The 15,374-nt window shown below is 39.8% G+C and carries 11 protein-coding genes and 1 tRNA gene; 1 reads left to right on the top strand and 11 read right to left on the bottom strand.

The window, feature by feature from the left end; genetic code table 11:
- Positions 1–21 precede the first annotated feature (21 nt).
- The 11 genes from AC4HCY_RS15715 to AC4HCY_RS15765 form a co-directional block, all read right to left on the bottom strand.
- Complete coding sequence (locus AC4HCY_RS15715) at positions 22–3,339, bottom strand: 5'-nucleotidase C-terminal domain-containing protein (protein ID WP_491094596.1); 3,318 nt, start codon at positions 3,337–3,339, stop codon at positions 22–24.
- A 123-nt stretch (positions 3,340–3,462) separates the two neighbouring features.
- Complete coding sequence (locus AC4HCY_RS15720; protein ID WP_491096140.1) at positions 3,463–4,599, bottom strand: DUF362 domain-containing protein; 1,137 nt, start codon at positions 4,597–4,599, stop codon at positions 3,463–3,465.
- 24 nt (positions 4,600–4,623) lie between these two features.
- A complete protein-coding gene (locus AC4HCY_RS15725; RefSeq protein WP_323430352.1) occupies positions 4,624–5,460 on the bottom strand; it encodes a Cof-type HAD-IIB family hydrolase in 837 nt (278 codons plus the stop codon).
- Between the two features lie 98 nt (positions 5,461–5,558).
- Complete coding sequence (locus tag AC4HCY_RS15730; RefSeq protein ID WP_491094597.1) at positions 5,559–6,218, bottom strand: HAD family hydrolase; 660 nt, start codon at positions 6,216–6,218, stop codon at positions 5,559–5,561.
- Positions 6,219–6,530: 312 nt separating this feature from the next.
- Positions 6,531–6,607: transfer RNA gene (locus AC4HCY_RS15735), tRNA-Leu, on the bottom strand.
- 47 nt (positions 6,608–6,654) lie between these two features.
- The gene (locus AC4HCY_RS15740; RefSeq protein ID WP_491094598.1) at positions 6,655–8,889 is read right to left on the bottom strand and encodes a transglutaminase TgpA family protein; all 2,235 of its coding nucleotides are present in this window, start codon (positions 8,887–8,889) and stop codon (positions 6,655–6,657) included.
- Entirely contained in the window at positions 8,882–10,069 is a 1,188-nt protein-coding gene (locus AC4HCY_RS15745; protein ID WP_323430349.1) for a DUF58 domain-containing protein, read from the bottom strand. Before AC4HCY_RS15745 ends, AC4HCY_RS15740 begins: the two co-directional genes overlap by 8 nt.
- Complete coding sequence (locus AC4HCY_RS15750) at positions 10,062–10,997, bottom strand: AAA family ATPase (protein WP_323430394.1); 936 nt, start codon at positions 10,995–10,997, stop codon at positions 10,062–10,064. Before AC4HCY_RS15750 ends, AC4HCY_RS15745 begins: the two co-directional genes overlap by 8 nt.
- Before the next feature lie 90 nt (positions 10,998–11,087).
- The gene (locus AC4HCY_RS15755) at positions 11,088–11,762 is read right to left on the bottom strand and encodes a DUF2225 domain-containing protein (RefSeq protein WP_323430348.1); all 675 of its coding nucleotides are present in this window, start codon (positions 11,760–11,762) and stop codon (positions 11,088–11,090) included.
- Positions 11,763–11,789: 27 nt separating this feature from the next.
- Positions 11,790–13,172: a VanW family protein gene (locus tag AC4HCY_RS15760; protein ID WP_323430347.1), complete on the bottom strand. Its 1,383-nt coding sequence runs from the start codon at positions 13,170–13,172 to the stop codon at positions 11,790–11,792.
- A gap of 67 nt (positions 13,173–13,239) precedes the next feature.
- A complete protein-coding gene (locus AC4HCY_RS15765; RefSeq protein WP_323430346.1) occupies positions 13,240–14,979 on the bottom strand; it encodes a cell division FtsA domain-containing protein in 1,740 nt (579 codons plus the stop codon).
- A gap of 220 nt (positions 14,980–15,199) precedes the next feature.
- Between AC4HCY_RS15765 and AC4HCY_RS15770 the strand changes: the two genes are divergently transcribed.
- Positions 15,200–15,373, top strand: coding sequence for a hypothetical protein (locus tag AC4HCY_RS15770; protein ID WP_323430345.1), 174 nt, complete (start codon positions 15,200–15,202; stop codon positions 15,371–15,373).
- The last annotated feature ends 1 nt before the right edge of the window (position 15,374 follow it).

The following is a 15,374-nucleotide window of genomic DNA, read 5'->3' on the forward strand; positions in this document are numbered from 1 at the left end:
ACTTGTAATCCTATTATTATCTTATGCTGCCAAATCAAAGTCAAAAGGTATGACCATGCTGGTTTTCCCTGCTACATCTATTAACCTGTCATCTTCCACAGGATTGATGACCTTCAATTTCTTTATCTCATCTACGACAACATCTCTTATCGGAATGTTTGTGTCAAAAGTATTCTTGCCTTCTTTAAACATTACGTATTCATCTCCGCCGGTTGCCTGGAAGTCATTGGTTACAACCTTATAAACCTTGTCGTCTGCGAGCGGGCTCCCATCCAGCAATGTAATTTCAACTATTCTCTCTCCCCTTGCTTTGGTCGAGTCATATTTAACCTTTAGCCCGGAGAATTGGCCTGATCTGAATGTCTTTTCATTGTTTAATATTATACCATGCTCTATAGCTTCTTTAACCTGCTTCCCTGTCAAATCAAAGGTAAACAATGTATTATCGAAGGGCAGGAGCTCGTACATAAGGCCCATGGTAATATCTCCTTCAGGGATATCTCTTCTCAGCCCGCCGCCATTTTGAATCGCTATGTCAGCCTTGGCAGCCTTTCTCATTACATCCGCCACAAAATTTCCTACAGGAGATACCTGAGTTACGGCAGTATCATGATTCAAAGCAGAAGATGCTTTACCCAGCAGTACATTCTTGATCGGCGACAGCTCATTTCCGATGAATCTTAGATAACCTTTCATTTGTTCATCCTCTGGAGCTTTGATTACATTGGCATCGACGAAGAATTCGCTCCTTGTAACCTTCTTCTCAGCATCCAGATATAGATCGATATGGGCAACGGATCTGCCATTATAATATGCCTGCACTACAGGTATACCGTTAATCCTGCCTTGGATTGTCTGGTGAGAGTGACCCGTTATTATGGCATCCACTCCATTGACTGCTTTTGCAAAATCAGCCGCTTCACCGGTGATTTCCTTTGTCTTGCTATCCTGCATTGCACCCAGATGGCTGAGCACCACAATGATATCTGCGCCGGCTTCTTTGACTTTTGGCACCAAGGCGCTGACTGTTTCAGCGGGATTTTTGAATATATAGGGCTCTACCATTTCAGCCTTTGTCTTTGTCATTGTTTCAGGGGTTGCTATTCCTATTATGCCTACTTTTATACCGTTTCTCTCTACTATTGTGTATGGCTCTACAAAATCAGCGACCTCGCCTGTTTTCTTGTCAATTATATTTGCTGCAAGGAACGGGAATTTAGTCAATGATTTCCACTTGTTTATTGCTCCCATACCCCAATCAAACTCATGATTCCCCATGGCCATTGCATCAAAGCCTATATAGTTCATGATAGCCTGAACCGGTACTCCGTACATGAGATTGGAATCTGCTGTACCCTGGTACATATCCCCGGCGCTTAGAATTATTGTTCCCTCGGGATTGGCTGCTTTCTGCGCTTTAAAATACCCTGCCAATCTTGCTGCTCCGGGATTCTTTCCGCTTTCAACGATATTGCCGTGGAAATCATTTACAGACAATAGTGAAATGACCTTAGTATTTGGGACCTTGCCCAGCTTTGCCAGATCATCAATATTGACGGACTTCACATTAAGGGTTCTTCCGTCAAAGGATACGGGTATCTTGATTTTACCGGATTTTATTTGGTCATAGTACTCTTTGTACTTTTCCGTATCAAATTTGGTGCCTATTATCTTCCAATTATTATCTACAGCAGGAGTAACAGTGCCCTTCTTAACCTCTTGTACATACTTCAAAACAAGGGCTCTCATGGATTCCTGATTTCCTTCTTGATCCTTTGTAGGATAGTATTTATCAGCATCTGTCGCCAGTTTAAGGCTCTTCAATGTTCCGAAACGATAGTCATTCAAAGCTAATTTATATATGCTCTCATCCTTTATAGGCTGGCCTTTATATGTAAGGTTGACTATACGGCTGCCTACAGGCTTTGATATGTCGATATCATAATTGACTCCTGAGAACATATCATAGTTATAAGCTCTTACGTCAGGATTGAAGCTTATTGTCAGATCTCCGTCCTTGTACTGATTATAATAACCTGCCGACCATTCCATGTATTCTTTTAAGTTCTTGCCGGTAATATTTAATCCCACTAAGGTATTGTTGTCATACTTATATATCTTGGCTGCATCCTGCAGTCTAAAAGGACCGGCTTTGACATTTGCATCCATATCAAACAGCGCCGCTGCAGAAATGTCGGCCTTCGCATAATACATTTGAACTTCATTTATCAAATCTGTGATGGCATTATCTTCAAGCTGCGCTCTCGGAGCCGTTGTAATTTTGTCGGCGCCGGTAAAATAATCTACGCCCTTTACAAAATCGGCTGTAACTTTGCCAACCTCTTTTGCTGCTTCTTTTTTAGATTTCTCATCTACATAAGCAAAGTTCTCCAGCATACCTTTATCTGCTTCCACATCTGCAGTCACATCTATATTCTTTGTCGTGACTTCTTTTACAATCCACTTGCCATCTTCTTTGGCCACATTTACATCAACTTTAGCCAAAGCTGCACCATTGCTTCCCGGTTCTATCAGCTTTACTCCGGATTTTGATTCAATATTATCAAATTTAGCATGGGCATGTCCGCAGAATATTGCGTCGAACTCCGGTACTGCCTCTGCAACCGGCAATGCGCCATCGGTAGTTCCTTTTTCAGGGGTGGATCCTAAATGGAAGGTTCCAATCAAAACATCATATTTACCTTCCAGTTCTTTTATTACCTTCTGAGCTTCTTCCACCGGATCAGTAAAGGTCATGCCCTTAAAGCGATCCGGATTAGCGGACTCCCAGGTAGGAACATGAGGTGCGGTCATACCTACAACAGCAATCCTCACACCGTCTTTTTCAAATATTTTATATGGTTCAAAAACACGAGTACCGTCTTCCTTATAGATATTGGCAACCAGCACGCTTCCTTTGAAGGCTTCAGTGTTTCTATTTAAGAAGTCTAGATTGAAGTTGAATTCATGATTGCCGATAGTCCAAGCATCATAACCCATGTAATTTAATGCTTCGACCATAGGATGTACAGGTTGACTGTTGAATAGATCAGCCAAGTTGCCTTGAACAGTATCGCCGCAGTCAACTAAAAGAGTATTCGGATTTGCAGCCTTTTCCTGCTTTACTAAAGTATAAATCTTGGCAAAGCCTGATTTTAAATCTTCTTTTCCGGCTGCATATTCCCACGGATAGATTCTTCCATGCAGATCGCTCGTTCCCAATATAGTAATTGTTTTAGCATCATTATCTTCCGCCAAAACAGCGCTCATTGGCAACATCATTGAAAGAACCATGAGGAATACAAGTAAAATACTTATCCTTTTTAATCCCTTTCTCATTTTCATACCTCCATCTAATTTTTTATGTATATAGTGGATTATAGGAATATATACATATCTATGCTAATTTTACCATAATATTTTCTAAGTCTCAAACATGTTAATAAGCAAAAAAAGACAGGCTTATCTGAATAGCCTGTCATATATCCAATGCTTTTTTATATTTATCGCTTTTTTGGGGCAAAGCTCATGGCAGCAAAAACATCTTATACATTTATCTAAATCCGCCACAGGTTTGCCGCTGTCCATATTGATAACCTTTGGCGGACAGCTTTCCTTGCAGATACCGCACGCGATGCAGATATCCGGATCAAATACCGGCTTAGGCCTTAAATTATTCAATGCCCATTTCTCAACAAAACCCGGTATCCTTCCTCCAACAAAGTTTATATCCAGAGATTTCGGCTTTTTAAAAGGCTTGATATCTATCTCCGAAGGCTTCAGGCAAGTGTACTCTATATCATTATCATCACAGGAAAACAAGCCGCGATTTTTGGCTTCCGCAACCGTCGGCACCGTCTCCGGACTTATTCCTATCATTCTCAAGGCACTGAAATCCAAAGCATATGGATTCTCGGAAGCCATGATCACCCCTGCATGCCTTTTGTCTCCGGCAGAAGGCCCATCGCCCTCCATGCCGTCAATCCCATCTATAACGGAAAACAACGGCTTTGCATATTCACATATATCTACAAGATGGGCTGCAAAGTTTCCCAAGTCATTCATTTTGAAATGATAATCAGCTTTTATGATGCCGGGTATCAGTCCAAAAAGATTTTTAACAGCTCCAGTATAGGTCATCATGGCATGTGTCTTAAGCTTTGCAGCAGATACAATAAAATCCGCATCCTCCGCAACCTTGATGACCTGCATGTTTTTCAACATTCTTCCACATTCATTATGTATCTCCGTTACGGATACGTCATAATTCAGGCTGCAGTTTGTCCTTTGGGCAACCTCTGCCATACCTGTAGCTTTATATATACCTCTCAGCATCCATTCTGTATACGGCCCTCCGGGGCTATCACCCAGGGTCACATTGCAGCCCAGCCTCTGAAGGTATCGTACGATAGCCTCTGCCACTGCAGGATGAGTAGTCACCGCGTCATCAGGGCTGTTCTTCTTAAGCAAATTGACCTTCACCAAGGCATTGCTTCCCGGTTTGATTTTGTCCTTTAATCCTTTTAATGCATCAAGGGATTGGGCTACTGCCTTATCTACCTGATCATATTTATAATCGCTGCATTTTACTATGCTCACTCGATCCAATTCATTATGCACCCCTTATAATACAAGCTTCTCTATCGCTTGTGCAACTCCGTCTTCGTCATAACAAGCGGTTATATAATCCGCCTTCTTCTTCAAATCATCCACTGCATTGCCCATGGCTATGCCCATCCCGGCATATTCTATCATGCTTATATCATTTTCATTATCGCCCATGGCTATTATCTCTTCTCTTTTTATGCCATATATCTCTCCTAAAATCCTTATGGCATTGCCTTTATTTATACCCTTATTCATGACCTCCAGATTATCTCTCAAAGATTGACTCACAGACACCTTCCCGGTGCTCAATATTTCCTGTCTTATCCCGGCAAGCCTTTTTTCATCGTCATCCACTACTACGGCCTTCAATATCTTGCCCTTTTCCTCCTTTACCGTCTTTTCCAAGGATTCTACCACCCTCACATTTATGCGGTCTTCTTCCCTCAAGCTTTGATTCCATTCAGTATATTTTTGTGAAATATTCACTATCTTCTCAGTATATACCGTATCCTGGGAGTAAAGATGGCAATATAAGCCGCTGCTCTTGCACAGCGTTATCATCTCCAAAGCGACTTCATCCAAGAGAATGCTTTGAAACATTATATTGTTGGTATAATCTTCTCTTATTATTGCGCCATTACTAGCGATTATTGGAGTGTTTATGCCAAGAAGTCTTGTATAAAACCTGGCTGAGGAATATATCCTTCCTGTGGCTACGACAAGATGAACTCCTTTTTTTGCCGCTTCAGCCAGGGCTTCTTTATTTCTCGGAGAAACCTCTTTCTGTTTGTTCAAAAGAGTATAATCCATATCCATTACTATCATTTTGTATTTGTTTTGTTCTGATAACATTGCAATTCTCCCTCTCGTCTCAGAAATAGTCATAATTTTATTCTATTATTACTTTGTTGGTATTACAAGGAATATGCTATGTGAGCTCATACCCGGACTTATGTTGAAAATATAAATCTTTCCAAAGAGTCCACGGTAGGGAAATAGTGGTCAGAATTTGCTTTCATGTAATCTTTTATTTCCGGAATCACATGAGACCATCCTGCTCCTGCGAATTCAATATTGCAGCTCCTTGCCATATCCAAGCCGGGCTTTGAATCGTCTACCACCAATATATTGCGATTTTCCAGGCTGAATCTCCTCATGATTTCCAGGATTGGATATGGGTTAGGCTTCCTCTGCTCTTCTTCCAGCTCCCAACCGAATATCAAATCAGGAGACAAGCCGCAGTTTAACATGTAATCCCTTATGATCTGCCGGCTTTCCGAATGGGAAACAACGCATATTATTCCTCCCGACTCTTTATATTTTTTTACCAAATCGGCAAAGCCGGGATAAAAGCCTGGCACCTTTGATTTTGTGTGCCTCTTCCAGATATCATATTGATATTGCTGCTCTTCCTCGCTGAATTTCAATATATCTTTGCATAGCCCGTAAAACCCCGGATTAAAGCAATAGCGGACAAACTCCTCAAGCTTTAAAGTCTTCATATCGGGCCTTAATACCCTTAGGGCTTCCACAAAGGACGGATAGTGAATATCCGGCGTACTTTTGACTGCGGTATCGTCATGATCTAAAATCAAACAACGGTATTTCAACTTAGCTCCTCCTGAATTATACAATTACAATACTATTTTACAACACATTTCATGCTCTTACAAATTCCATACCCCAATCATGCTTCCCTATGCATTATAAAAAACCTTCCCGTACAATACGAGAAGGCCTGTAATCATCTTTTTAACTTTTTGGTGCGCGAGGCGGGAGTTGCTCCGCTCGCTTTGGCTCGCTATTACGCCTGGGCGGTAAATGCTTCCAAAGGGCGCATTTCCTTTTCCGCCCGTTCAACTCCCGAGCTATTCATTCGCCTATATAAAAAAATCACTCATAGGAGTGATTCGCTTTCATTATGGTGCGCGAGGCGGGAGTTGAACCCGCAAAACTACGAACCTGAATCGTATACGTATGCCAATTCCGTCACTCGCGCTAACGAAAATATTATATCACAGCAAATGCTAAAGCACAAATATTTTTTTATGGCTTGCCAAAATAAAAATTCAAGATATACTCCATTATGCCCAGTTTTGCTTTAATATTCTTCCTCAGACGTTCTCCAAAGCTCTTTAGTTCATATGCTTCTGCATATTCTATAGTTTTTTCTCCGTATATTATGCCCTCAATAGTTGAAATAATATATTCACAGCTATCCTTATCCAGCTCGAAAGCGCCAGATGCGCTGTTTATGAACTCTCTAAAGGTTTCACTGTCATATTTCTTCCTATTGGCTCTTTCCAGCATCCAGATCACTTGCTTTATATAACTTTCGGCAAATTTTTTGGAATTTTTCAATTTCATAAATTTAAATATATTAATTCTGATGATGCCATAAAAAATTCTTGATAAAACAAAAGCTGAAATTATAAAAATAAATATTGTGATGAACGTGCTCTTGTCATCGCCTTTGATTTTTGAATCTTCACCGGTATATATGTCTTCTTCCAGCAGTTCCTTTTCTCTGCGGGACTTGTTTACGGCATCTTGAGAAAAGGACGGAAGATCGTTTCCATTGCTTTGGGGGGCCTCACCTGTCCCTCCATCTTCCGGAAGTTCCTCCGGCTTAACATCCTCGTAGGCAGGCGTGGGCTCAAAGGTTACCCAGCCATATTCCCCTAAGTTAGCCTCTACCCAAGCATGGGCCTCGCTATCGAGCACATCATATGTTTTTTTGCCTTGTCCTTCGGGCTTTATCAGGAAACCCTCCACATATCTTGAAGGAATCCCTGCCAATCTGAGCATAACGGCCATTGAAGTGGCAAAGTAGGTGCAATAGCCTTCTTTTTTCTCAAATAGAAAATAGTCAATAAAATCCTTATCTTCTGGCACTTTTCCAGGTTTTAAAGTATAGATATGATTTTTTCTCAGATAATCTGCTATGGCCTTTGCTTTATCATAATTGCTGCTTTTATCCCATGTCAGTTCTTCCACCAATTTTTTTACCCTGCCCGGGATGCCCTGGGGCAGCTTGAGATACTGCTTCATCATGTCTTCATCTGCATATGAGAACTGGGTTCTGAGCATCCTTTCCGATAAAAGCGGTACTTTGCTCTTTATTTCATAGCTTGTGCCGCTGGAAATCAGATTTCCTCCATAAAGCTCAAAGTCTTGATTGATAAAAATCTTATCTCCATCATATCCGATCCCAGCAGGATACAGAGCACTAAAGAAGGTGGATGAAACCAGCCTTTCAGGCTTTATTTCCATCTTCACTTCCCTATATTTTAGTTTTGGAGGCAGATCATCAGGCTTATCCCTCTCATATGGCTGAGATACCTTTCTGGATTTATTCCAATTAAAGCCTGTATATTTATCATAAACGCTGCCGCGAAGATACAGATTGCTTTTCAGATCGCTCTTTAAAGTCAGCATGCGTATTCCGCTAAAGCTAATGGGCCCTCCTAATTTTTTACCGTTATACACAGCAGTGGACAGGCTGAATCTGAAACTGTATCCATAGCTTTCTTCCGAGCTGTTTTTCCATTGCTCAACGAAGGGAAAGTTCCGCATCATAAAATTATTGATGGCCGTTACCCTCAGAGGTCTGATATTTAAGGGCAGCATGAGCATGAAAAATATAGAAAATCCTATGAGCAGCAATGCACTTATTATCCAGCTGCTATAGAAGCTCAATGATATGGGGATTTCTCTGCTGCTCCATTCCCCTTTCTTTTTCTCCCATAAGCTGTAGGAATGCAATATAAGAGATGAAAAGAAGTAAATCATCAGATATAACTTGGCCTTTTCTACATATGTAAACCAGAAGAAGGAAAAAACAATGATGCCGATGGCAGTGACTACCAGCTTATTTATTTTTGAAAAGACAAGCACCGACATCAGGCCGGCTGAAAAAAACAGTATGGTTATCAGCAGTTGAATGCTGTATTCCTCCAAATATACAGCATATCCGGCGATGTAAGCAGGAAGCCACTGCAAGAAAAGAAGAGCCTCCCTCAGCATCTTGTCAAATAACTGGCCGTGATAATATTTCATATATACTGCTGCAGCTGCAGAAGCAAGAATACCCCATCCGATAATCTGAGGGAAACTGTATAGCAATGACGTTGCAAGCACAAGGATGAGATCGTAAAGAAGCAAATCAATAAAGCTTATATCCATAGAGAAATAATCTCTTATACCCATGGAAAGTGCAAGGATCATTATGAACAGCAAAAAAAGCTTAAAAAAGCGATCTATAAAAGCCTGCTTACGCATATCTATCCCTCACAATTTTATCAGATTCTCCATGGATTTGAATGCCGATATAGCTTGTTCCATTGGGCATCACCATATCTGTTTCTTGTGTTTTTGTGCTCTCATCATTGATTTCAAATAAAATGAATTGGAATCCCTTATGCTTCAGCTGAATCGTCATTTCAATCAGATCGCTGTCAACGCTTGGTGTGATCACGATTATAGTAACGCCGTTATTCAATTTTTGTGCTTCTTTGTATATGATTTGAACTATGCCGACCGTACCTTCAGCTTTAAGATTTGCCAGGGCATCCAAATAGGTTTCAAAAATCCCCGCTTCCTTATCCGACAAATTTATATATTCTTTACCCATCGCATAAAGATTAACGCCGATTCCTTTTGACATAGCAAAATTTATAAGGGAAGCAGTCCATTCCGCGGCTTTTTCCTCTATGTCATCGCTATGATCTCCCGAATAGCTATCTCTGCACAAATCTAAGAACAGATGCATGTGGGTAGAAGCATTCATGTCCAGATTCTTTAGATATAGCTCTCCTTTATGTGCTGATACCTTCCAGTGAATTTTTTTTAAGCTGTCACCGTATTGATATTTCCTTATATCCTTAACGCTGGTAAAATCCTCAAAGGCGCTATTCTTCTTTGATATGGTTCCAAAAAGCTGATTGGCGGGTATGTCTATATTTTCAATAGGGTGGACTCTTGGATATACAATTAAGGATATATCATTTGAGAATTGCTTTTTCCACGTAAATATTGAGAATGGATCGCTATAAATCACATTGACCATACCTAAATCATATACGCCTTTGTGCCGGCATGTAAAGGCTTTGATCAGTCTGGTTTTGCCTCCCGGCGCCAATGACCTCGCATTACATTGCTCCGGCTCTCCCGTCAGATTTTCGGGCAAGCTCATATCAATCTCCATATAAGGTATGGGAAACATTGAAGAATTATATATTTCTACGCTATAGTTCATATCAATCCCTGCAGTAACTTTTACATCAGACTTCCAGATAAGGCATTCCATACATCTGTATATTTTTTTACCCGAATAATAGGATAGAATAATGAGAAATAAAACGAAGAAAAATATGCCGTAAAAAAAAGTTCCTCCTATCAAAAGGGCAGAAATAAACAAAACGCCCAGTATTATGAACGCTCCTGCATTTGCCTTATCCATTGCTTCTCACCACGGGCACTCTTATGGAGTCTAATATGGACGAGACTACATCGCTGACTGTCTTTCCCTTCATCCTGGCTTCAGGCTTCAATATGATCCTATGATTCAGCACAACCTGAGCCAATTCTTTTACGTCATCGGGAAGCACATAGTCTCTGTTTCTTATAAAAGCAAGGCCTCGGGATGCATTAAACAAAGCCAGACTGCCTCTTGGGCTGCAGCCCAGATATATATCGGGATGCTTTCTTGTGGCTTGAACTATTGAAATGATATAATCCTCCAGAGAATTCTCTACATGTATATCTTTTATATCTTCCCTCAGCTTGATCACTTCTTGGGCTGTGATCACCGCATCAATTTTTTCCGAAGGTTTTTCCTGAAATTTAAGTATGTTTTTTTCCTCTTCAAAATCCGGATAACCGATTTTCACACGCATGGCAAAGCGGTCTAATTGAGCCTCCGGCAAGGGAAAGGTCCCTTCATATTCGATGGGATTTTGAGTTGCCAATACCACAAAGGGCTGAGGAAGCTTATACGTCATCCCGTCAACTGTTATTTGGCCTTCCTGCATTGCTTCCAATAGACTTGATTGAGTCTTTGGAGAACTGCGATTTATTTCGTCAGCCAAAATAACATTTGCCACAATGGGGCCTTCTTTGAACTCAAAATTACCGGTTTTAGAATTATATACGGATATTCCGGTTATATCTGAGGGCAGCAAATCAGGAGTGAACTGTATCCTTTTGAAGCTGCATCCCAAGGACTTTGCTATGGCTTGTACCAGAGTTGTCTTTCCCACCCCGGGTACATCTTCAATCAGTACATGGCCGCTGCTCAGTATGGCTACTACAATCTTTTCGATTACGCTCCGTTTCCCGACAAAGGCCAGACCTACATTATCAACTATTTTCAAGGCAGTGCTGTTCATATCTCTCAATGTATTCACCCCCATTATTTGTTATACTTAATTTTAATTAGAATTTTCCAAATATTCAATGGAATTTCTGTGAAATCAATATTAAATTTTCTTCAATAAATCTCTGACCAAATGCCATTGTTCTCTGGCTAATTTCTCTATCCTAACATTAAATTCGCGTTCAGGATGGCTTACGACCTTGCTAAACCACTCTATTGCCTTATCGTATATTTCCAGCCTCCTGGACAATTCGCCTATTAAATATATGACTGTAAGCTCGTCCATGCCATTTATAGGGAATCTTTCTTTTTCGTAGGCTTCAGTATAAGAATCAAGAGCTATTTTCAGAAAGATTCTTTCGTTTGGATCATTTATATATCTATACATCCAGGCGGTTTTTAAAGCTAATCCGCCTGTATAGCTTTTTCTTCCATCTATCAGGTTTGCAGTATATAACGCGATCTTATAGCTATCCAATGCATCTGTATGGCTTCTGATTCCGCAGAAATTTCTGCCTATGCTCCTTCCTAAAAAAGCATTTATCAGAGTTTTTATATCTTTGCTTCCTAAATCATTAAAGGAATTTTCCGAAGAAGCGTAACCGCAATTGGGGCAAACAAATATATCATAATAAATAGGATTATGCTCTTTATAGTGTACACAAAAATCTTCATCTTTGTGTTCCATTTTTAAAACACTGGTTCTTACCTTAGTACTGGAAAAAGGCAGTGAACATACTGGGCATTTGACTTCTTTTGTGTAATAAATACTTTTCATCTTCTATACTCCAATGCAATTATATTATCAGTTTATACCGATTTCATCTTGTGATTTGATTTCCTCAATAATCTGAACAGGCTTTGTTCCGACACGAGTTACACCGTCCGATACCCTGTAGGTATCTGTAAACAGAGGTTCTACCAAAATCTCTTTGCCGTTTTCCACAAGGACCCTGTAGCTCCTGACTACATAACCGGGTTTTGCTTTCTTTTCAACAACTTTTTTACCGACAGGCAATGAGTTATCCTCTATTATTTTTATCTTAGGTTCAATCTTTTTTAATACTTCAGTTTTTATCTTTATTTGTTTTCCCTGATTCTCGTTTTTCCCATATATGCTGAATTTGACCTGATTGCCTTTTACTTCACCATATATATATATAGGATATTTAGAGTTATTCATAAATTTCAAGTCAATATAGTCTCCGGATATGGTTGCATCTCTTCCCATGCTGACATAATCGGAAGGCAGAGAATGATTCTTCCTCTCGACTATTTTTAGGTTAGACAGCAGCGCAGCATTATACAAGGTTGAGGATACCTGACATATGCCTCCTCCTATACCGTCTACATATTCATTATTGATGATAACCTTAGCGGTTCTGTATCCATACTTCGCAAGCCTGGGGCCTATGGTTTTGTTTAGCGAAAAGGTTCCCCCGGGATGGACTAATACATCCGTAACGCTTTTTGTTGCTATCTTGATATTGCTGGATCTTGATTGATTGCCCGCATTGAAGCTCGTAGCATATTCTCCTAATTTATCGGTAATATTGGCAAGTTCAGAGCTTTTTATGTCTGCGTCGATAACCTCCACCGGCAGTTCTATCGCTGCAATGCTTCTCTCAACGACACCGGCCTCTATCATTTTTACTGCCTTTTCTTGGTTTAGTTTAGCGCCCGGCTTTTCCTCAGTTATCTGAAATTTACCTGAAATTAACCTGATAGCCGCATCTTTTGCCTCCTTATCTATTTCTTTTGAGATATCCTTGATGAGCTTTGCTATGCTATCTCTATTATAACTGAATCCTATCCCTATTTCCTTCTTGTTCAGCCTTACATATATGGAATCCACATATCTTCTGAAAATATTACCTTCCCTTGCTATTTTGTATGCCTCTTCAACAGCCTTTCCATAATCATAGCTGTAGCTTATATCCTTATAATTCATCTGCCATAATCCTTCTCCATGTTTTAATGGTATATAGGTCTCATTAAGGTTATTATCAAAGGCATTGCTAAGCTGAAGCATGGCCTCTCCCCTGGTCATCCTTCCCACATCAAATCCATCTATAGACACATTTGGAGCAATTTTATCTCCTGATAGAAATAGAACCGCAGAGCCAAATATCAGAATAATTACCATAAAAATCAATAGTACAGCAATTGTTTTAAAACTTATGTTCAACTTACAGCACCCCTTATTAACAGTTTCTGCACTATATATATTCTATTTTAGTTCAAAAAATTATTCTTTATTTGACTTTCATTTCTATTCTATCCCCATCTTTAATCTTACCATCCAAAAAAGCATTTTTATCATTTATAAAAATGTGAAAAGAATCTTTAGGAATCCTTAGCTCTTCAAGTATCTCCCTAACTGTTTCCGTGTATTTGAATCTGACAACATCCCCATCCTTCATTTCATAGCTGTCATCAACGATTTCCCCGTTCACCATTGCTCTGACTTTTAGTTCATACTCCTGACCATTGATGCTTACAGCTTTCCGGGAAGTATCTTTTATGATTTCCTTCAGTTGGATTCTGGGGGATTTTCCTCCTACAGCCCCCTGCACCTTTATTATATCCCCATTAAATACTTCAGTATTTATATTGCTCGGCATATCATTAACAAAGATTGCAGAAGGCTCCCCCAGATGGCCTTTCAGCACTACTTTTTCTCCGTTTAATTCATAGTGCAGATCTTGGCCCCTCGGCCCTATGAGAAGTCTCGGGTTGAACCCGATGAATATGAGGACATCAGCAACGGTAATGCCATTTGTATTAAGGAGCTTTACAGGCTTATCATTGACTACAACATGAATAAAATCGCTTTTTTTAACGCTGCGGGCAGATACTCCTATGCCGATGGGAGTAATAAACTCCGGACCCGAAACCCTTCTGCCGCCAAAAATTACATCTTTTATTATATCTGTTTTTCTTACTCCGACTCTATCTTTGGGCAATTCGAGATTCAAAGCTATATAATCTGCCAGCAAAGGGATGCAGCTGCCTCCTCCTATAAGAAAAACAGCGCTGGGGGATTTGCCGTTATATTCTATTATTTTTTGGCTTATTTCCAGAGCCAAATCTTTTACCGCCGTCTCTGCAATTTTCATAACTTCATCCGCACTCACTTGATGCTTGACGCCCATAATATCTTTAAATTTGATTGCAGACTTTTTGGATAGGCTCAATTTTACTTTTTCCGAAGTATCAAAGTCTAACAGATAGGCCTCGCCGATTTTTTCAGTGATTTCATCGCCTGCAGTGGGAACCATGGCAAAAGCAAATATGGTTCCGTTTTTGGTAAGAGCAATATCTGATGTACCTGCGCCTACATCTACCAAAGCTATATTTAAAAGCTTAAAATTATCCTGTATGGCAACATTCATTGCAGCAATAGGCTCCAAAGTCATGTTGTGTATAGATAAGCCTGATAGTCTGATTACCGTTTGAAGGCTGTCTATTACAGTCCTTGGCAAGAAAGTTGCAATCACTTCAACGCCTATGCTGCTGCCGCGGTGGCCATCAAGCTTCCCTATTATTGTGCCATTCAAAAAATAGTTTGTGACTGCATATCCGACGCAATAATACTCTGAATTCTCACCGGCGTTCATGCTCATCATTTCTTTTTGTGCTTTTTGAATGGCTTCTATTTCAAGGCTGGCTATGATATCCTTATCAATATATGTAAGGGGATCTATCTCCCTGGAAACTTCTATCTTGCATGTTTTGAGACTTCTTCCTGCTGCAGCAATGGATACCTTGTCCAATTTAATATTCAGTCTCTTTTCAAGCTTTTCTTTCACGTTTGTTACCGTTTCTCTCACCAGGTTAATATCATGTATCTGACCATCATACATCGCTCTTTTTTTATGCTCTTCAACTTCGAAATCCATTATCTCAAAGACTTCTCCGTGAAAAACTCCAACTATGCCCACTACGGTTCTGGTGCCAATATCCAGAGAAAAATAAAATTCTTCCTTGCCCATACTATCACCCTAATCCATATTAAAATTTATTTTTTAACAAAAAGATGTAATTTAACTATAATTCTATAAAAAAAACTATAATCCTCCTATTTTCGACTAATACTCAATCAGTATCTCGCTAAACAAAAAAATTCTACAATTTTCATGTTTTATTTGTATAAAAAAAACACAAGCTAAATATTGAACACATCAGATTTAAATCTGAAAGGAAGTGACTTATATGTTGCAAAGAAGACGCACTATGATGAGAATGGGAACCATGGGTGCTATAGGCGGATTAATGCTTTTGCCTATTTTTAGCGGCAAAGTACGAAAAAGAATAAGTAGAACAGGCAGAAATACTTTCTTCAGAATTAACGACATGATACAAGATATGTTAGACATGAAGCGATAAA

The organism is Lutispora sp. QWL-02, assembly GCF_058315355.1.

Excerpts from the sequence above, each read along its gene's own strand:
- AC4HCY_RS15715 (WP_491094596.1), bottom strand. The coding sequence starts at position 3,339 with ATGAGAAAGGGATTAAAAAGGATAAGTATTTTACTTGTATTCCTCATG.
- AC4HCY_RS15725 (WP_323430352.1), bottom strand. The coding sequence starts at position 5,460 with ATGTTATCAGAACAAAACAAATACAAAATGATAGTAATGGATATGGAT.
- AC4HCY_RS15740 (WP_491094598.1), bottom strand. The coding sequence starts at position 8,889 with ATGCGTAAGCAGGCTTTTATAGATCGCTTTTTTAAGCTTTTTTTGCTG.
- AC4HCY_RS15745 (WP_323430349.1), bottom strand. The coding sequence starts at position 10,069 with ATGGATAAGGCAAATGCAGGAGCGTTCATAATACTGGGCGTTTTGTTT.
- AC4HCY_RS15750 (WP_323430394.1), bottom strand. The coding sequence starts at position 10,997 with ATGAACAGCACTGCCTTGAAAATAGTTGATAATGTAGGTCTGGCCTTT.
- AC4HCY_RS15755 (WP_323430348.1), bottom strand. The coding sequence starts at position 11,762 with ATGAAAAGTATTTATTACACAAAAGAAGTCAAATGCCCAGTATGTTCA.
- AC4HCY_RS15765 (WP_323430346.1), bottom strand. The coding sequence starts at position 14,979 with ATGGGCAAGGAAGAATTTTATTTTTCTCTGGATATTGGCACCAGAACC.
- AC4HCY_RS15770 (WP_323430345.1), top strand. The coding sequence starts at position 15,200 with ATGTTGCAAAGAAGACGCACTATGATGAGAATGGGAACCATGGGTGCT.